The sequence below is a fragment of the Colwellia sp. NW0002-52-1 genome, from assembly GCF_057550865.1.
In genome coordinates this window covers 53087-73728 of sequence record NZ_BAAJLU010000001.1, presented here as the reverse complement: position 1 = coordinate 73728, position 20642 = coordinate 53087, and the positions used below count along the sequence as shown (strand labels likewise).

The following is a 20642-nucleotide window of genomic DNA, read 5'->3' as shown; positions in this document are numbered from 1 at the left end:
GCAAGTTACATATTCTGAGCTAGCGTGTAAAGTTGAAATTTATTATTGATTTTATGGTTTTTGTAAATAAGCTTAGCTGTGGGTTGAATAAATAAGTTAGAAACACCCGATAATATAAAACTATCACTATCACTATCACTATCACTATATTACCAATAATGAATCTACTTTCTGAATATCATTACACAAAAACGCAATATAATATCTAACCATGAATATATATTTCTTTAATGGCTTTGATTTTATAACTCAATAGAAAAAGCTTCGCCGTGTATATTTCTCGTTTTTTAGCAGCTAAATTTAAACAATAAAAGTACACACCTTAATTGAGGTTAAATATCTTTCAAACCAATTGCTGATAATGGTTCAAGCTTTGATTATTACCAATATTTAATAATTGGTTGACACCTAATGTACCTTTGGTTAGTATCTAGTTATTACTTATTGTTTCGAATATAACTTAACAATAAGCTTGTATAAATACTGTGTGAATATAAGTGTTTATACCAATATTATTAATGAGTTGCATTTGAAGCTAGTCTATATTTTTACTAAAGACTAACTTAAGGCTTAATAGAATTAGCCTGATTTACTCAAAAATTAGCATGCCGCCTAAATTAAGGTGAGTAATGTTTGTTATCAAATAAATAAACACTAATATTTTAGGAGTTAGATATGACAAAACCTACTATAGGTTTCATTGGCCTTGGTCTTATGGGCGGCAATATGGTTGAAAACCTACAAACTCGTGGTTTTCAAGTAAATGTAATGGATCTTAATAAAGATGCTGTTGCAAAAGTTATAGCTCGCGGTAATGCTACTGAAGTTAAATCAGGTAAAGAGTTAGCTGAGAAAAGTGACATCGTAATGCTTGCGCTAACAACTTCTAAAGTGGTTGAGTTAGTTGTTTATGCTGAAGATGGCATTTTAGCGGGTATGAGTGAAGGCAAAACACTAATTGATTTTGGTACTTCTATTCCTGATTCAACGCGTAAAATTGGTGCTGACCTTGCGAAAAAAGGTGCTGGCATGATTGACGCTCCATTGGGTCGTACTCCTGCTCATGCTAAAGATGGTTTACTTAACATTATGGCTGCTGGTAACGAAGAAACTTTTAACAAAGTTAAGCCAGTATTAGAGCAACAAGGCGAAAACGTATTTTACCTAGGCGCTTTAGGTGCGGGTCATACAACTAAGCTAATTAATAACTTCATTGGCATGACTACGGTTACTGCAATGTCACAAGCTTTTGCTGTAGCTAAAGCTGCAGGCGTAGATGGACAGCAATTATTTGACATTATGTCTGCTGGACCTTCTAACTCTCCATTTATGCAGTTTACTAAGTTTTATGCTGTAGACGGTGAAGAAAAGTTAGGTTTCTCTGTTGCTAATGCCAATAAAGATCTTGGTTATTTTAATCAAATGGTTTCAGATCTAGGTGGCGAGTCGTTAATCGCTCAAGGTACTTCTGCTAACTTACAAGCCGCTGTTGATGCTGGTCTTGGCCAAAGTGATGTACCTGTTATATTTGATTACTTTAATACTAAACTAGCTAAGTAATTAGATAGCACTAAATACCAAAAGTATTAAATATAATTGGAATTATTGAAATAGAAATTAAAATTTAAAAACCAAAGATCTTGAATAAGGTCTTTGGTTTTTTTGTGTTTGTAAAATCAAGCTTATTTGGCATAACTTTATGTACTTGATGTAATATCAAAGTAAATAATTCGCTGCTAACTTTTAATGGTAACAAAGAGTAACTAGGCTGTTATAAAATTTATAACTTGCGTAGTTACTGGCTAAGCTCTGTGGCTAGTAATAATAAGTTTTAACTGGTTAAGGAGTAGAGCACTTAACAATTAAAATAGGTGCTACGATGATTATGAGAGATTTTTAATAGATCCCAGGGGTATGTTTAGCTTGATATAAAAAAGGTCTCTTATAAAGAGACCTTTTCTGTTAAAAATTGTAGTAAATATTTATTGAATTTCGCCAGAACTAGGTATTGAATATAAGCCACGTTTTTCACTGTTCTTCTGTTTTATTTCTTCTAAAGCTCTTAATTCAACAGCATCAAATAAGGCATTAATTAAGCGATTAAAGTGACCATGCATGGCAAACCTTGCTTGGGTTGAATCACCAGATTTAAGCGCTTGATAGATTGCTGTATGTTCAGCTAAAGTTCTTGAGTTATCTTTGCTACATACACTGTCATAGTCTTTAATTATTTCAGGTGTTGATGAACGTAACTTCCAAAGATTTTGTACAGAAAGTATCATTGCGCTGTTGCGAGTCGCATTAGCAATAATTTGGTGGAACTCTTTATCAGCCGCAGCAATAAATTGCCCTTTTTCCATATCAACTAAGGTTTGGTGTAATCGAGCTAATTCGTCTTCAGTAATGGTAGTTGCGGCAATTGCAGCTACTTCGCCTTCTATTAAAGCGCGTGCTTGAGTTACTTCAAATGCATTGACTTGCTTGTGCGAACCAGCAAGTTGATTGGCCGGCTTTAAAACATAAACCCCTGAGCCAGTTTTTACCTCAATTTTTTCACGCACTTCTAAAGCAATAATTGCTTCACGAATAGTTGGTCTACTTACTTTAAATGTTTCTGCTAATTCTCTTTCTGGTGGTAAGCGACTTCCTGGAGAGTAAACTCCAGAATCTATTAATGCTTCAATTTTATCTACAATACCCCAAAACAGCCTGCGGTTGCTGCCCATATTATTTTCCTTAGCTAACTTATATTAAAGTAAAAACATCAATTACTAATGATATCGTTTTCACTGGCTTATGGCAAAGCTATTAGGCTTTGACCTATTAGTTACATATCTGTTATATACCATTTTGGTCTAGAGGTAAATAGAATTTAGGTAAGCTCTTTTTGCATATAATGAAACTTTTATTATTACCAATTACTTATTGTTTGGTAATGTTATTTGGTTGACAATTGGTGTTGGTATCAGTTAAATTGGATTAAAGGTAATTTATAAGTATTTCGCGAGCTAACTTTTGCATTATAAACCGAGCTGTTTGGCCCAATTATAGTGAATGTGAGAAGTTATTTAGTTTAGGAAGGCTCAATTTAATCAATATAAATATGTTGACGTTATTATACTTTTATTAATAAAACGCCAAATTTTAAACTTTAATTTTATAGGTCATTTTATGCAACAAACAAAATTATCACCTAATTTACTAGGTTGTTTTACCTTAACGCTATGTTTAGCGCTAACAGCAAACTCGCTAGTAGCGAAAGAGTGGTTGGTTGATGACCAAGCAGCTTATAAAAAGGCGATGAAAGCAGTTAAAGCGGGTGACAATATTGTCTTAGCAAATGGTACTTATAATAACTTTGAAATTTTGTTTGAAGGCACTGGCACAAAAGATAACCCCATTACCTTAGAAGCTGAAACTAAAGGACAGGTTTTTCTTACCGGACAATCTAACTTGCGCCTAGCAGGTGAGCATTTAGTTGTTTCAGGCCTAGTATTTAAAGATGGTTATACACCAAGCAGCGCTGTTGTTTCTTTTAGAAGTAATAAAGACAATTTAGCTTTTCATTCACGTGTAACTGAAGTTGTTATTGATAATTTCAGTAATCCAGATAAGCGTGAGTCTGATTATTGGGTTGCAATTTATGGCCAATATAATCGTTTAGATCATAACTACCTTTCTGGTAAACGTAATAAAGGTGTTACTGTCGCTGTTCGCCTTAATACAGAAGAGAGTCAAGAGAATCATCATAAAATAGACCATAACTATTTTGGTCCACGTCCAATCTTAGGCTCTAATGGTGGTGAAACACTACGTATTGGTACTAGCCATTACTCTTTATCAAATTCTTTTACTGTGGTTGAAAATAACTACTTTGATCGTTGTGACGGTGAAGTTGAAATTATTTCAGTTAAGTCAGGGAAAAATGAAATTCGTAACAATGTTTTCTTTGAGTCGCGAGGTACACTTACCATGCGCCATGGTAATGGTAATTTAATTGAAGAAAATGTATTTATTGGTAATGGTGTTGATCATACCGGCGGTATTCGAGTCATTAATAAAGATCAAATTATTCGTAACAACTACTTAGAAGGGTTAACAGGTTATCGTTTTGGTAGCGGTTTTACCGTAATGAACGGTGTACCTAACTCATCGATTAATCGTTATCATCAAGTTGAAAACGCATTAATTGAAAATAATACTTTAGTCAATGTCAAACATATTCAGCTAGCAGCTGGTAGTGATGCAGAAAGAAGTGCAGTACCGATTAACTCAACGATAAAAAATAATTTAATTATTAATGAAGATGGCAACCAACCATTTACTTTGTTTGATGATGTTAGCGGTATAAAGTTTAAAGGCAATGTAGCTAATACCGTCGCGTTAGCGTCTCTTGCATCTGGCATTGAAAAGCAAAATGTTGAACTTAAAAGAGCTAAGAACGGTTTACTTTATCCAACATCTTCTAAGTTTGCTGATAAAGGTGCTAACAAAGGCTTAACGCCAACATTAAAATCAGCTACAGGTCCTAGTTGGTACCCGAAGGTTGATAGTTTAATTGCTTTTGAATCAGGTAAAACTGTTCATGTTAACGCTGAAGGTGATGCATTATTCAATGCGGTAGCTGCAGCAAGTAATGGTGATGTACTTATATTGGCTGATGGTGAATATGAAGCCAGAAAAATGATCGATATTAACAAAACCCTAACGATTAAAGCACAGCATAAAGGTAAGGCTGTTATTAGTTTTCAACGTTCTACATTGTTTCAAATTTCTGATGGCGGTAGCTTAACACTTGATGGTTTAACTATCACAGGTAAAAGTAGCCCTGATGCAGCTGGAAATACATTAGTACGAACTCAAAAGTGGGGCATGGTTGATAATTATCGTTTTGTTATGCGTAACAGTTCGGTAAGTGCACTTGATATTAATCACTCTTTTCATTTCTTTGATGCTGGTAATGGCTCGTTTGCTGACTATATTGAATTAACAGGTAATACTTTTACCAATATTACCGGTGACTTCTTACGCTTAAATAAAGAAATTGAAGATTTAGGTATTTATAACGCTGAATATGTCACGCTTAAAAATAACACTTTTAATAATGTGCAAGGCACTTTAGTTAATTTATATCGTGGTGGAACGGATGAAAGTACTTTTGGCCCACACTTAGCTATGTTTGAAAATAAAATTAATAATAGTAGTAATGGTAAACGTAACAAAACATCGTCAAGTCTTTATTTACATGGTGTACAAGTTACTAATGTTGAAAATAATACCTTTAACAACACGGCTGATATTGTTATAGAGCATACTGTTGGCGAGCCGATTACGGAAGTTACAAACAATGTTTTAAATAAAACAGCATCACCTAGCGTAAAAGAGTTACATGCTAAAGGCCCGCACACTGCCGTGCTATCAAATAACAAGCAATCGGATTAATAGCAGCTATGAAATTTTTTAATCAAATGTCACTTTCTGTATTTAGGTTATCTAGCTTAAATAATAGCTTATTAGTTTTAGCTATAATGGTTTTGGCTTTAATGGTAAGTACTAGTACTTTAGCTAGAACTAGCCCTAACTTGGTTATTACACCTGAAGACGTTAAAGACATGCGTGGTGCAATTAAACAAGACGGTCAATTTACTGAAGCTTTTGTTGCACGTAAGGCATCTGTAGATAAACAAATAGCTCAAGCCATTACCGTACCTTTACCTAAAGATGGTGGCGGCGGTTATACGCACGAACGTCATAAGAAAAACTATAAATTAATGTATGACGCTGGTGTTGTTTATCAGATAACGCAAGATGATAAATATGCCAGATATGTTCGAGATATGTTGCTTGAGTATGCCAATTTATATCCAACACTACCTTTGCACCCGCAAAGAAAAATGGGCAAGCAAAACCCAGGGAAATTATTTTGGCAAAGTTTAAATGAGGCGGTTTGGTTGGTTTATACCAGCCAAGCTTATGACCTAATTTTAAGCTCATTGTCTACAACTGACAAAACAACAATAGAAAATGGCTTATTTCGCCCTGTTGTTAAATTTTTATCGGTAGAGTCACCTGAAACATTTAATAAAGTACATAACCACGGCACATGGACTACAGCTGCTGTAGGCATGACAGGCTACGTGCTTGGCGAGCAAGAGTGGGTTGAACAAGCGCTTTATGGTTTAGATAAATCAGGCACAGGTGGTTTTTTAAGACAACTTGATGAGTTGTTCTCACCACAAGGTTATTACAACGAAGGTCCTTATTATCAACGTTATGCGTTAATGCCATTTGTAACATTTGCTAAAGCCATTCATTCTAATCAGCCTGAACGTAAGATATTTGAATATCGCGATGGCATTGTACTGAAAGCGATTGATACCACAATACAGCTAAGTTACAACATGCTTTTCTTCCCAATTAACGATGCGATCAAGAGTAAAGGTATTGATACCATTGAATTAGTTAATGGTGTCACTATTGCTTACGGACTAACACAAGATTCATCGTTACTTGATATTGCACGTCAACAAAACCAAGTTATATTAACTGGTGATGGCCTAAAGGTAGCAAACGCGTTAGATAATAACTTAGATACACCTTATAAGTTTAAGTCAGTAGCTTTTGGTGATGGCAACGACGGCAAACAAGGTGCGCTTGTTGTTATGCGTCAAAACGTTGGTGGCGAGCAAGCTGTATTGTTCAAACCTGCTGCGCAAGGTTTAGGTCATGGACATTTTGATAAGCTAACTTGGCAGTTTTACGATAAAGGCGCAGAAATAGTTTCAGACTATGGCGCTGCTCGTTTCTTAAATGTTGAAGCAAAGTTTGGCGGTAGATACTTACCAGAGAATGACACTTGGGCGAAACAAACAGTTGCACATAACACTGTGGTTGTAGATGAAAAAACGCACTTTAATGCGAATGTAAAAAAAGGGAATGCTAATCATCCTGAGCTAGTGTTTTTTGCAAAAAATGACGATGTTACTATCAGTTCGGCGTACATTGACAGTGCTTATGATGACGTATCTTTAAAACGTACAATGGCATTAATAAACTTGCCTATGCTAAACAGCAAAGATCCTGAACAGTCTTTAGTGGTTGATGTATTCGAGGTTAACTCTAATGAAGCGCATCAATACGATTTACCTGTACACTATAAAGGTCATCTTATCAGTACAAATTTTGAGTTGGCGACCAACTTAACTAGCTTACCAGTACTTGGCACAGAGAATGGTTATCAACATTTATGGTTGAAAGCGCAAGCTCAACCGAAGGCAGGTTTATCGCAAATAACATGGTTAAATGACAATGGTAGGTTCTATACAAGTTCATCAATGATGGATGGCGATGCTTCAATTATATTTACTCAAATTGGCGCGAACGATCCATTGTTTAATTTACGTAATGAAAACGCTTTTATTAATCGAAAAGAAAAAGCTAAAAGTCATACCTTTGTTAGTGTATTAGAGCCACATGGCGAATATAACCCATCAAAAGAATTTACCCTATCAGCGGTAAGTAAAGTACAACAGTTAACACACAAAAAAATTAATAATATAGATTTAGTAGAAATTATTTTAAGTGGCAATAAGCATTATCTATTAGCGTTTAATGCCGCAGATAAAATCAAAAATAATCAACTAAACACATTTTCGTTTAATGGCTCTAAATATCAATTTGATGGCCGTTTTAAATTGTTCAATATTAAAGAGTAGGGGTCAGCTATGAGTCAGAGTGCACATTTTACATTAGGTAATGAAGCAGAAATTGAAGACATAGGCGGTGGTTTAAAACGTCAAATGTTAGGTTACAACCATGAGCTTATGGCGGTAAAAATTTGGTTTGCTGAAGGTGCTATTGGTTACAACCATGCACATAGACATTCTCAAGTAACTTATGTGGTTGAAGGTGAATTTCACTTTAATATTGATGGCGTAACGCAAATATTAAAACCTGGTGATAGTTGTTTTATACCGCCACACGCTGACCACGGTGCTACATGCCCAACGGGTGGGATTTTAATTGATACTTTTAGCCCTGCACGTGAAGACTTTGTTGAAGAAGGTGCTTTTGACCATATTCATAATAAGGAAACTAGCGCATGAAAATGAAAAATTTACGCTGGTGGGTTATTGCGCTTATTGCGTTAGCAACTGTGATTAACTACATCGATCGCTCAGCACTTAGTGTTCTTTGGCCTGATATTGTAGAAGATTTGTTTCCGGATGAGTCGGCTTTAGAGCGTAAGCAAATATATGCCAATATTTCTATCGTCTTCATCTTGTCGTATGCTTTTGGTCAAGCGATATTTGGTAAAATATTTGACTGGGTAGGTACACGTTTAGGCTTTGTGTTATCTATCGGTGTATGGTCTCTGGCAACGGCTGCTCATGCCTTTGCACAAGGCGTTCTTAGCTTTAGTATTTTCCGTGCTATTTTAGGTGTGGCAGAGGCAGGTAACTGGCCTGGCGCAGCTAAAAGTAATGCTGATTGGTTCCCAACTAAAGAGCGTGCTTTAGCGCAAGGTATTTTTAATTCAGGTGCTGCTATTGGCGGTATTATTGCCATTCCATTAATTGCCTATTTAACGGTTTATTTTAGCTGGCAAATGGTGTTTATCGTTATTGGCTTAGTGGGTTTGCTATGGTTGATTCCTTGGATAATACTGGTAAAAGCGCCACCTAAATCTCATCCTTGGATCACTGATGAAGAACGTGAATATATTTTAACAGGCCAACGAAATACGGATGCAGATTGTACTTTAGATGACAAAGAATATAACCCTTCTACTAAAGAATTACTGTCTCGTAAAGAAAGCTGGGGCGTAATTATTGCTTCTGCTGCGATTGACCCTATTTGGTGGTTATTTGTATTTTGGATCCCTATTTACTTGAACGAAGTTTATGCCATGGATGTTAAATCTATTGGTATTTACGGTTGGGTTCCTTATGTTGGCGCTATGTTTGGTGCTTGGTTTGGTGGCTTACTTGCTCAAAATCGTATTAAAGCGGGTTGGAACACAGATAAAACGCGTAAGCTTACTATAACTTTGGGTTGTTTAATTATGTTACCGGCATTGTTAGCTATGGCTAATCCAGGTGGGCCAACTACTGCTGTAATGATTATGGCGGTTATCTTGTTTGGTTTCCAAACCGCTATCGGTAATGTACAAACCTTACCAAGTGATTTGTTTGGCAAAAAAGCGGTTGGTACTTTAGCCGGCTTCTCTGGTATGGCTGCTAAACTTGGTGCTTTAGGTTTAACGGCGTTAGTGCCTATTTTGACCGCAGACGGAAACTACACCCCTGCATTTGTTATCGGAGCATCGTTAGCTGTAATTGCCATTGCTGCTATTTGGATACTTATTCCAAAAGTTGAGCCATTGAAAGCTAAAGTTAAAAGTTAAGTATTAAACATTAAAGCATAAATTCTCGGAAACTGATTCCGAGAATTTTATTTTATTTAAGTCAGTTATTAAGGTTTGTAAATGAAAAACATTTTTTTATTCGGTGAATGTATGATTGAGCTGATGGCTGCTTCAAAGGATCAGCCAGCTAATACAATGAAACAATCGTTTGCTGGAGATGTTTTTAACACGGCAGTTTATTTGAAACGTACGTTTTCCGAACAAAAAGTGCACTTGGTCACGGCTGTTGGTCAAGACAAATTTAGCGTAGACATGATCGAATACTTTAAAAGTGAAAACATTGGAACTGATTTTGTTTATCAATCTGAGACTAAAATTCCAGGTTTATATTCAATTCAGCTTGATGACCAAGGTGAGCGAAGTTTTACTTATTGGCGTGAAAACTCTGCTGCTAGGCAAGTTATGCAACATATAACAGACGAAGCCATTAGTCGATTATCTATAGGCGATATGTTTTTCTTTTCAGGTATTTCTTTAGCTGTGATTGAACCTTCAGCAAGATCAGACTTCTGGAACTTAATCGACAGATTAAAGGCGGCTGGCGTAAAAATAGTTTTTGATCCTAATTACCGACCTCGATTGTGGAGTAGTCCTAAAGAAGCTCAAGATCAATTTGAGCTTGCTTTAGAAAAGTCTGATTTATCGCTCCCTGGTGTTGATGATTTTGAGCAGCTATTTGGCATGAAAATAGCAGAAGAAGTAAATAACTACTGTCAACAATTTGCTTTAAATGAGTTAATCATCAAAAACGGTGAGCAAGGTATTTTAGTCGTTTTAAATGGCGAAATTACACACTTTGCAATTACTCCAGTTGAAAATGTTGTTGATACTACATCTGCGGGTGATTCATTTAATGGTGTTTATTTAGGCGCGCGTCTTGAAGGGCGTTCGGTCGTTGATTCAATTGCTTTAGCCTCAAAAGCAGCAGGCTTTGTTATACAGCACAAAGGTGCCATTGTAGACAAAACAGCTTACCAACAGTTTATGGCATCTTAATTATTAATGCCTAGTATCTATTCGCTTAGTTTACTTATTTTATAAAATTGTACAAAAGGAACACTCATGACATTATTCTCTACCTTAATGGGCCAGCAAAAGTTACTTCCTATTATTCAGGCAGACACCGTTACTCAAGGGGTAGAAATAGCAAAGGCTATGTCTGCTGCAGGGATTGACTTAGTAGAAGTTGTATTAAGAACAGAAGCATCACTAGATGTTATTAAAGCTATTAAAAAAGAACTCCCAGCATTAAAAATTGGTGCGGGCACTATTATTAATGCAGACATTTTGCAACAAGCAATAGATGCTGGCAGCGATTTTATAATTACACCAGCTATTTCACCAAGCTTGTTAACACACTTAGCTAATTGCAAAGTTCCAGTAGTACCAGGGGTATCTAACACGGCTGACATTTTGTTAGCTATAGAGTTTGGTTATAGTGAAGTAAAACTATTTCCAGCTTCATTATCAGGTGGCGCTCCTTTTCTAAAAGCTATGGGGTCAGTATTTAAGGGAATTTCTTTTTGTCCTACCGGTGGTGTTAATCAAGACAATCAACATGAGTTTTTAGCATTAAATAATGTTTTTGCTGTGGGTGGAACATGGGTCGCGAATCCAGAATGGGTTGCTAATGAGCAGTGGTCTAAAATTACAGATGCCTGTAAGACAGCGTTAAACAGTTAATCAATTCAACTTTTAATAATAAAAAGCCGGTGTTGCCTTTAATGGGTCACCGGCTTTTTTGTTATTTTTTAATGCTTGAGATTTAGAGGCTGACTATTAATATAATTACTTGTTTACCTTAAATTTAATTACTAATGTCAAAACCAACTTTTATCATTCTATTTCAAATGCTACGTTATTAATCAGTATTTAGAATAATTATGCAAGTTTAGGCGAATAATATTAGTAGGGTAGAATGTGCGTACAGTACTGATTATCATAAATTTAGATATTATTTAATTGCTTTTTTACGGTTTATAAGTTTGAATAAAGTAATATTAATCTTCTCATAAGGATGGTCGAGTGAAGATCGTTTTATTAATTACTTTCTTGTTGTTATTCGCCAGTTCTGCAATTAATGCGCAAACATTTCGCGACAATAGTGCCTATGCCGCCTTTTCAAAACAAATTAGAAGCAATGATGCTAGCAGTACATGGCAGTTGGCAACCAGCCTTGAAGATGAACATTTAGGCGATCCAGACTTTGATTTTCTTTATGGTATTGCGGCGCTTAAAGTAAAAGAGAATGAATTTGCTGTGTATGCATTTGAGCGTGTTGTTGCGAATAAGCCGCAGTGGTTAGATGCACAATATTACCTTGCCCGTGCTTATCATCTAATGAAAAATTATCATGCGTCTGTCGAAATTACGCAGTCGTTAATTAATATTGACGCAATATCTCCACAGCTTAAAGGCTCAACAGAAAGTTTAAACCGTCAGTCAAGTGTTGCACTTAATAAGCAATCATTATTTATACAACAGTCAGTTAATGTGAGTTTGGGGTATGACTCGAATATAAATGCCGGCACTAGCGAAGATAACATTTATTTACCTTTTTTAGACCAAGAAATTCTCCTCTCTGAAAGCAGTAAAGAAAGCAGTGATAGTTATTTAGGGCTTGGCTACCAATTAAACGGCACTAAAGCGTTAACTCAGTCGTCGAAATTAACATTTTTTGGTAGTGGCAAATTACATCGCTTTTTTAATGAGCCTGAATTTAACCGAATAACACTTAGAACTAACGTGCAATATCATCAAGATTTTGAAGCTTTTAGTGCCAATGTTGGTTTTAGAGCTGTGCCACTTTGGTTAGATGGTGAATATTACCGAACACAATATGGTGCCACTTTTGGCTTAAGTAAGACTCTTAATCAACAATGGATGCTTTCAACGCAAGCCTTTATAGGTAAAACTAAAAATGATATCAATAAACTTTTAAATACCGATGACGCTTCCATTCAATTATCGGCTCAATATCTAACGCAAAAATGGCGACATGTTCTCTCACTTATTTATTCTCAAGAAGAGAGTGAGTTTGTCGAAAGCCAGCACAATAGCAAAGATACTAACACGATTAATTACATGGTTAATTTTGCTATTAATCAACAATGGTTGGCAACGGCCAATATTGCTTTTCAACACCAAGCTTATCAGCACGAGCATCCTTTTTTCTTAGAAAAGCAGAAAGATGATATGTGGTTGTTTAGTTCGTCAATTCAATATAAAGATTCTACGAATTGGACCTATCAATTAAGTGCTAATATGCAAGACAAAGATAGTAACCTTGCACTTTTTTCCTATCAACGTGCTGAAATTAATTTATCTGCTCGTATGAGCTTTTAGGGGTAAACGATGAAAAAAATTAACTATTTAACCAAGCGTAAAGTTTTTAATACTCGTTTATTATGCACGCTTTTTATTTATGTTTTGGGCTCACAAAGTTCAGCTTTAGCAAGTGATGTTGCAGGAAAAACTATTCTAGCCAAGGGAACTGTGGAGTCGTTTAATGTCGATAATAATGAAAAACGCAAACTTAAACGTCGCTCACAAATATTCACCGTAGATAAAATCGTTACTGGTGATAAAAGTAAAGCCCAATTTAGTATGAATGATGGTGGATTAATTACTTTAAAAGCAAATACAGAAATTTTAATCACTAATTACAACTATAGTCCAGAGGCAGGAGAGTCTTCAGCAACGCTTGAAGTTGTTAACGGAGGTTTTCGCTCAATAAGTGGCTTGATTAAAAAATCGGGTGGTGATTACCAAGTTAAAACCCCAGTAGGAAGTATTGGTATTCGTGGTACACACTTTGCTGTTGAAGTTGTTGGAGGAGACACTTTTTTAGCGGTATACAGCGGTAATATTGATGTTGAGTTAAACGATCAAAGTATTTTATCACTTGGCAGCTCAGAAGACTTCGCGTTTGCTTCTGTAAATGCTCAAGGACAAGTAACCCGCATGACTCAAGCACCAGCCGCTATTTCTTTAGGCTTTTCTGATGTTGCACCTAGTGATGTCGATGAAGAGAGCGATATTAATGAATCACCCGAAACAACACAAACTGTATTAGCTGACTCAGATGTGAGCCCTTTAGGTATAGACTTCGATGCAGATGATAGAATAACTCCTGACGACCTCGATGTTTATGATGAGTCTGATCAGCAAGGTATTGATGGTACACCTACCGCAGAGCTGTTAGCAGAACGCACAGGCATTATTGATTATAATAATGTAACCCAAAGTGCCATCGTTTCGAGTGTTGGGGCAGTAAGTGATTTTTCTATCAACATGACCATAGATTTTGATAATGCTTCTGTACCAGGCGGTACGTTGAGTTTTTCTGACAGCGGTGGCGAATGGTTTGCCGCTTACTCAGGGCTGATTAATATTGATCAACTTGACCTAGGTATTAACTTTGCTTCGCATGGTGATAATAGAGCTGAAGGTATTATATTTGGTGCTTTTGCCAATGGTTTAGATGAAATTATTGGTGGTTTTGATTTACAAGAAGTTAATAACCCATCAGTAAATGCCGACGGTTCATTTACTATTCGCCCATAAACATTAGGATTTTTAAAATGTATATTAATAGATGTATATATATTATTACTTTATTGGGCCTTACCGCTTGTGGTGGCGGAGGTGGTGACTCAGCATCTGAACAAAAAACAGTTGATACTGCTCCGGTAGTAACTACTCCTCAAGTGCCTAGTGCACAAACTTTTGATTTAACTGGGCAGTCAGGTTTAACACTTGCTACGCCACAAAAAGTTGCGGGCACACAAAGCGAGAGTAATAGCACAGTTAGTACTAGCTTTTCAAATGCACTAGGTACCATCAGGTACCCCAACACAACCGGTATTGCTGAGGGTAATTTAACGTTTGGTGTTACTGCATCAGATACTGATGTAATGAATAAAGTATCGCTATATTTGCCTAACACTGCGCGTAGTTTGGTTTTATGTGCAGACAATTGTACTCCTGATTTTCAAGCGACCATTACCGGCTTTAACCCTCAATTATCAGATGAAGTAGCGGGTTCACTACGTATAGAGCTTGTTGTGGAAGATAGCTTAGGCAATAGCGCCGTGGTTGATGCCTTTAGTGTTAACTGGCAGCCAATCCAAATTTCAGCATTAAGTGCGAGCCGAGAAAATGGGCTTATTACTGTTTCTTGGTCAGGGAACTCAAAACTAGAGCGCTATAATTTATATGCAACGACAGAAGTCGGTGTAACATCAGAGAATGCTACTGAACTAGAAAACGGTATTCAGCAATTGGCCATTAATGGCACAACAGCGCAATTTAATGATGTCGACGAAAGCAAAAATTATCATTTATTGGTAACAGGTATTGATAACGGTGGTGAAAGCGGAAAATCAGCGCCTTTTAGTTTGGCTAAGTTAACGGGGGTCACGAACCTACCTCCTGTTGCAAATAACGATAGCTACCAAGTTAATGAAGATGAAACCATTACCGTTAATATGCTCGATAATGACTTTGATCCCGAAGGGTTACCTTTAATCATTGAAAGCATATTGTTAGCACCCATTAATGGTACATTAACACGCGATGATGAAGGTAACTTTACTTATGTTCCTAGGTTAAATTTCCACGGCACTGACAGTGCTAGTTATAGAGTTATGGATGCTGAAGGGGCGACTGCTGAAGCAACGGTAGTTTTTGAAATACTACCTATAAATGATAACCCAGTAGCCATAGATGATGCTTATGGTGTCGATGCCAGTGGGAATATTAGCGCCGTTGATACTAACTTATTAAGTAACGACTCTGACATAGATGGCGATAATTTATCTATCACGACAACACCTGTAACTCCACCCCAGTCAGGCACTTTATCAATTAACGCTGATGGTAGTTTTTCTTATCAATCGTTTGGTGTTTTAGTTGAAAACGATCAGTTTGTTTATCAAGTTACTGATGGTCAAGGAGGCACTGCCGAAGCAAGGGTTACCATATTACCTAACGGTGATGTTTTGCCTCCTCTTGCGCTTAACGATAATTACACCGTGGATGAAGATAGCACACTAGTAGTATCTGCTATTAATTTAGGTATTTTAGCTAACGATAGTGACCCAAATGATTTGTCTTTTGAGTTACAAGAGCTTTTACTGATTCAACCACAACACGGACTGTTAAATTTAGCGCTAGACGGTACCTTTACCTATATTCCCAATAGTAATTTTTTTGGTGTAGATCAATTTCAATATCAAATAAAGAATTCAGCCGGCTTAAATGCCCAAGCTTTTGTTACTATTACGATCAACCCAACGGCGGATATTCCTGTTGCGTTAGATGATAACTACCAAGTTCAAGAAGATATTCAGCTGATTGTTGAAGTATCAAATGGTTTATTAATTAATGATACCAATATTGATAATTCATCTTTACGAGTTAATACAACACCAGTAAGCGCACCTCAAAATGGCAGTCTAACGTTGGCTGACGATGGTAGTTTTAGCTATTTACCAGAGTCTGACTTTAATGGTGTTGATAGTTTTACTTATCAAATTATTAGTGACACAGGGTTAACTAATACTGCAAATGTAAATATCTCAGTTATCCCATTAAACGATGCACCCGTTGCTGTTAATGACCTTGCTAGCACAAACGAAGATACGCCAATTACAGTTGATGTTTTAGCGAATGATATGGATAGCGAAGGTGATTTTCTAACAATTCTATCGGTTAGTTTAGAAAATGGCACAGCAGCTATTGTAGATAATAAACTTAACATCACTCCAGCATTAAACTTTTTTGGTGAAATTACTGCTACTTATTCAATGACTGATAGCATTAATGGGCCTAGCTCAGGTTCATTAGTGTTAACTGTTTTACCCGTAAATGATGCGCCAATAGCCGTTAATGACCGATATAGCCTTGCTGAAGATGCCGTGTTGAGAGTTTTACCAAGCAGCAATAATCACTTATTAAGTAACGATAGTGATGTTGATGGCGATACTTTAACGGTTAGTACTACGCCTGTAGCTAGTGCTACTAGAAGTAGCTTCAGGATTAATACTACACCGTTGTCAGACGTTAATAACGGTAATTTAACGCTAAATAGTGACGGCTCATTTACTTATATTCCTAATCTTAACTTTAATGGTGTTGATAGTTTTATTTACCAAATAAAAGACGGTAATGGTGGCACGGCTGAGGCGAGTGTTACGATAGCCGTTGCCGCACTAAACGATGTACCTGAAATAATAGTAAGTAAGGTCTTTACTATTCTTGAAGATGGTAATTTAATTAAATTAGTTGGTGATGCTGACAATTTACTGAGCGGTGCAACTGATGCAGACGGTGATAATTTAGCTATTAAGTCAACGCCGATTTCAACTGTTAATAATGGCAGTTTAACCTTAAATGCCAATGGTGCATTTAGTTATACACCAAGCCTTAACTTTAATGGCACAGACAGCTTTACCTATGAAGTTGTTGATGGCAATGGGGGCAGTACTCAAGGCAACGTTACGCTAACGGTCAGTGCTGTTAATGACCTGCCGATTGCCATTGCTGATGCCTATAGTATTAATGAAGATATTGTTTTAAATATATTAGCTTCAGATACTAATAACTTATTAAATAATGATAGTGATGTAGATGGCGATAGCTTAACTGTTTCTTTGGTTTCTAGCACAAGTAATGGCTCTTTAGTCTTAAATAGCAATGGTGCGTTTAGTTATACGCCGAATTTAAACTTCAATACTACAGACAATTTTGTTTATCAAATAAGTGACGGAAATGGTGGTACAGCTCAGGCTAGTGTTACATTAACTGTAAATGCTGTTAACGATATCCCTGTATTAACAGGAAATAAAAGCTTTAGTTTCGAGGAAGATAATAGCTTTACACTATTAGCGAGCGATAGTAATAACTTATTAAGTAATGCGACTGATGCTGATGGTGATACGTTAACTGTGACTTTGTTTTCTGACGACGATCCTAACTTAACCCTGAATACAGATGGCTCATTTATATATACGCCAGTACTCAACTTTTTTGGGGATAAAGTATTTGAATATAAAGTTAATGATGGTACGAGTGATAGCATAGGTACCAGTAGAGTCACATTAACCATAAATCCTATTAATGATATTCCCCTTGTATCAAGTACTACAAAAAGCTATACCTTCGATGAAGATGCTACTTTTAGTAAGTCTGCAGCAGATACTGATAATTTATTAGAAGATGCCAGCGATGTTGATGGTGACTCGTTAACCGTAGTACTTACTTCTGATAATACCACTGACGGTGATTTAACCTTTAATGCTGATGGCTCATTTAATTTTTCACCTGTAGCTAACTTTTTTGGTGCTAATGGTTTCAGCTATACCGTTACTGATGGAGAAGATTTTAGTGAAATTGTTACTGTTACACTTAATATTCAAGCTGTAAATGATGCTCCTACACCAAGCGCAGCTTCTTATATTTTTAGTATTACAGAAGTGGCCACAGAAGGTGATGTTGTTGGCACCATTGCTGCGAGCGATATCGAAAATGATACGCTGCTTTACTCACTTAGCGCAGGTGACACAAATCTATTTCAAATCGACTCATCAACGGGTGATGTCTCAGTAAAAGGTATTTTTCCTTTAGACTTTGAAACTGTTCAAGTACATACATTAACGGCCACTATTACCGATAATGGTAATCCAGTAGCCGAATCTGTCGATGTGGGCATTACTGTAAATGTAGATGATATTTTAGGGGACGCTTCAATAGAAGAAGAGTCTAATTTTGGTCGCACGGCTTTTGGCTCTTTAGAGTTAACAGGCTTGAAAACTCAGGCGAAATTAACTGATTCAGTTTACGTTGGCACTAAAATTTACTTTGTTGGCTCCATAGATAACATAGATAAAGATGTGTATTTAGTGGCCTATAACAATGATGGTACTTTAGATACTAGTTTTGGTAATAACGGTATACAAAGCTTTGATTTTGGTCAACAAGAATACGGTAAAGCTATTGTTGAGGTTTCTGGAGCGCTTTATCTAACGTTTAATAGTGATAATGGGGCGAATACTGAAATTTGTTTTATCAAAGTTGATGATACTGGCACGCTAGATACTAGCTTTGGTTCGAATGGCCTTCGTTGTACCCAAGAAGATACTATCCTTTCAGTGAACGACGCGGTTTATAATACGGGTGCGACAAACAATAATATCTTTGCTATTGGTAAAGTGCAGACAGCAGTGAGTAACAGTGACTTACTGATTATACAAATAGATACTGCTGGTGAGTTTTATGATCATACTCCGCTTGATACGCTCGATTCACCACATTTTACTATCGATATTAGTGGTGCTGATTTAAACGATGAAGGAATTGCGCTTTACAACCCTCATAATGAAGAAATGGTTATTGCCGGAAATGTTTTAACAGCCGATGGTGATACAGACATATTCGCTTGGATATTTGACGACAACATTGGCAAAACTTCTTTTAATAGTGGTAACGCCAAGTTTTACGATGTTAGCGGCTTAGGGTTAGATGATGAAGCGAAAGCGATAGGTGGTTTAAGCATAACTGAGCATATAGCGCACATAGTGGGCGCGACTGATTTAGGTACTGGCGCAAAGGATGCATTTATTCTAACTATTTTTAAAACTAGTGAAATTACTGACTTTGGGCCTACTGATAATGGTATCGTGACGTTCGACGTAGATGCAGGTACAGGCTTTGCTGATTTTTCAGGTATTTCAGCAACCGGTAACGAATTGTACTTAAGTGGCACATTATTCGATGGAAAAAGCAAACCGTTTACCTCGCGTATTTCAGCTGATGAAGGTATTTTAGACACTAATTATGGTGTGAATGGCTATCAAAAAATAAATTATGCCGCAGGAGATGCTTTTGCAAACTCTATGAGCATAGAAAATACTCGAACTATGTGGATTCCAGGTTATATTACTTCAGGTACTGATACAAATATGAGCATTAGTGCGGTTACTTCTACTGGCGATTTACTTACTACAAATGACATAGTAAATGGTAAAAACACCTTAACACATTCTAGTTTATATTCAGATGACACTGCCGCTGAAATCATTCAAATTGAAAATGGCATTCAAGCAGGTAAATACTTAACTGCTGCTACAGCGGACGATGCTAATAATCAACATATTATTCTTACTCGATTAACCAACTTAGGGCAATTAGATAATAGTTTTGATAGTGACGGACATAAGCAGTTAAAAATTGGCACCAGTGCTAAAGTAAATGGCATGTTTGAATTATCAACTGGCAATTTTATTGTGTATGGTAATGTTACTGAAAGTGCTAAAACTAATGGTTTTATTGCCCGTATTGATCAAAACGGATTATTAGATTTAAGTTTTGGGGATAATGGCATTTATACAACCTCGGCTATAACTTCAACCAATATTAAATTTAATCAAGTTAAGGCTGATAGCTTAGATAGGCTTATTGCCGTGGGTAATGTTGAAAGTGGTAATATAAGTGCTTTCGCTTTGCGATTAACCAGTAACGGTGAGCTTGATACTTTGTTTAATACTGGGGCTAACTCCGGCTATATTATAGGTGCTAACACCGATGATTATTTAACCGTTGAAATCGACGCTAGCGATAATATTTTTGCAGGTGGTAATCGTGATACCGGTGATAAAGATATGTTGGTAGTGAAGTACTTATCAACAGGCCTATTAGATAATGAACAAACTATCGATATGAGTCCATCTTACGATGATAGCGTACAAAAATTAATATTTGACAACAACAATGACTTAGTATGGATTGGAAGTGGCTCAGCTTTTTTAAGTCCAATGACACTTAAAGTAGTTAAAACTACATCATCAGGTGAGTTAGTTACTAGCTTCTCTGATGATGGTAAAGCAAGCTATACCATGGCGGTGCTTGGAGATACTATAGTTAAAGACGCTTTAATGGATGGTAATAACAATATTATTGTCGCTGGTTATGGTGAAATTTTAGGTAACAGTGGTTACCTGATCGGCCGTATTAAAGCCAGTGGCGATATAGATACATCGTTTGATGATAATGGCTATTATATTGAATTAAATTGCTCATCATCAGCAAGTGTCGAGTCTATTATATTACTTAACAATAGTTCATTTGTTGTTGCCGGCCAATGCTATCAAGATGCAACAGAAAAAAACAATATTAATATAAGTCACTATAAATTAAATTAATCTGACAAGAATAA

The 20642-nt window shown here is 36.4% G+C and carries 11 protein-coding genes; 10 read left to right on the top strand and 1 reads right to left on the bottom strand.

What is annotated here, in order from left to right; genetic code table 11:
• Positions 1-675 precede the first annotated feature (675 nt).
• Positions 676-1560: an NAD(P)-dependent oxidoreductase gene (locus AC27H3_RS00280; RefSeq protein ID WP_487102857.1), complete on the top strand. Its 885-nt coding sequence runs from the start codon at positions 676-678 to the stop codon at positions 1558-1560.
• A gap of 422 nt (positions 1561-1982) precedes the next feature.
• Here the strand turns inward: AC27H3_RS00280 and AC27H3_RS00275 are convergent, their stop codons facing one another.
• Positions 1983-2726, bottom strand: a complete 744-nt coding sequence (locus tag AC27H3_RS00275; RefSeq protein WP_487102856.1) for a FadR/GntR family transcriptional regulator — start codon at positions 2724-2726, stop codon at positions 1983-1985.
• A gap of 445 nt (positions 2727-3171) precedes the next feature.
• Between AC27H3_RS00275 and AC27H3_RS00270 the strand changes: the two genes are divergently transcribed.
• From AC27H3_RS00270 to AC27H3_RS00230, 9 genes are all read left to right on the top strand, one after another.
• On the top strand, positions 3172-5442 hold the full coding sequence (locus AC27H3_RS00270) for a chondroitinase-B domain-containing protein (RefSeq protein WP_487102855.1): 2271 nt from the start codon (positions 3172-3174) through the stop codon (positions 5440-5442).
• Positions 5443-5528: 86 nt separating this feature from the next.
• Positions 5529-7715 (top strand): heparinase II/III domain-containing protein, encoded by a 2187-nt coding sequence (locus AC27H3_RS00265; protein WP_487103515.1) that lies wholly within the window; start codon positions 5529-5531, stop codon positions 7713-7715.
• A gap of 9 nt (positions 7716-7724) precedes the next feature.
• A complete protein-coding gene (locus AC27H3_RS00260; protein WP_487102854.1) occupies positions 7725-8105 on the top strand; it encodes a cupin domain-containing protein in 381 nt (126 codons plus the stop codon).
• Positions 8102-9406 (top strand): MFS transporter, encoded by a 1305-nt coding sequence (locus AC27H3_RS00255; protein ID WP_487102853.1) that lies wholly within the window; start codon positions 8102-8104, stop codon positions 9404-9406. Before AC27H3_RS00260 ends, AC27H3_RS00255 begins: the two co-directional genes overlap by 4 nt.
• An 81-nt stretch (positions 9407-9487) precedes the next feature.
• Complete coding sequence (locus AC27H3_RS00250) at positions 9488-10423, top strand: sugar kinase (RefSeq protein WP_487102852.1); 936 nt, start codon at positions 9488-9490, stop codon at positions 10421-10423.
• A 66-nt stretch (positions 10424-10489) separates the two neighbouring features.
• Complete coding sequence (gene eda, locus AC27H3_RS00245; protein WP_487102851.1) at positions 10490-11110, top strand: bifunctional 4-hydroxy-2-oxoglutarate aldolase/2-dehydro-3-deoxy-phosphogluconate aldolase; 621 nt, start codon at positions 10490-10492, stop codon at positions 11108-11110.
• Positions 11111-11452: 342 nt separating this feature from the next.
• Complete coding sequence (locus AC27H3_RS00240; RefSeq protein WP_487102850.1) at positions 11453-12772, top strand: surface lipoprotein assembly modifier; 1320 nt, start codon at positions 11453-11455, stop codon at positions 12770-12772.
• A 9-nt stretch (positions 12773-12781) separates the two neighbouring features.
• The gene (locus AC27H3_RS00235; protein WP_487102849.1) at positions 12782-13993 is read left to right on the top strand and encodes a FecR family protein; all 1212 of its coding nucleotides are present in this window, start codon (positions 12782-12784) and stop codon (positions 13991-13993) included.
• Between the two features lie 17 nt (positions 13994-14010).
• Positions 14011-20628 (top strand): tandem-95 repeat protein, encoded by a 6618-nt coding sequence (locus AC27H3_RS00230; RefSeq protein ID WP_487102848.1) that lies wholly within the window; start codon positions 14011-14013, stop codon positions 20626-20628.
• Positions 20629-20642 lie beyond the last annotated feature (14 nt).

Excerpts from the sequence above, each read along its gene's own strand:
- AC27H3_RS00280 (WP_487102857.1), top strand. The coding sequence starts at position 676 with ATGACAAAACCTACTATAGGTTTCATTGGCCTTGGTCTTATGGGCGGC.
- AC27H3_RS00275 (WP_487102856.1), bottom strand. The coding sequence starts at position 2,726 with ATGGGCAGCAACCGCAGGCTGTTTTGGGGTATTGTAGATAAAATTGAA.
- AC27H3_RS00270 (WP_487102855.1), top strand. The coding sequence starts at position 3,172 with ATGCAACAAACAAAATTATCACCTAATTTACTAGGTTGTTTTACCTTA.
- AC27H3_RS00265 (WP_487103515.1), top strand. The coding sequence starts at position 5,529 with ATGGTTTTGGCTTTAATGGTAAGTACTAGTACTTTAGCTAGAACTAGC.
- AC27H3_RS00260 (WP_487102854.1), top strand. The coding sequence starts at position 7,725 with ATGAGTCAGAGTGCACATTTTACATTAGGTAATGAAGCAGAAATTGAA.
- AC27H3_RS00255 (WP_487102853.1), top strand. The coding sequence starts at position 8,102 with ATGAAAATGAAAAATTTACGCTGGTGGGTTATTGCGCTTATTGCGTTA.
- AC27H3_RS00250 (WP_487102852.1), top strand. The coding sequence starts at position 9,488 with ATGAAAAACATTTTTTTATTCGGTGAATGTATGATTGAGCTGATGGCT.
- eda (WP_487102851.1), top strand. The coding sequence starts at position 10,490 with ATGACATTATTCTCTACCTTAATGGGCCAGCAAAAGTTACTTCCTATT.
- AC27H3_RS00235 (WP_487102849.1), top strand. The coding sequence starts at position 12,782 with ATGAAAAAAATTAACTATTTAACCAAGCGTAAAGTTTTTAATACTCGT.
- AC27H3_RS00230 (WP_487102848.1), top strand. The coding sequence starts at position 14,011 with ATGTATATTAATAGATGTATATATATTATTACTTTATTGGGCCTTACC.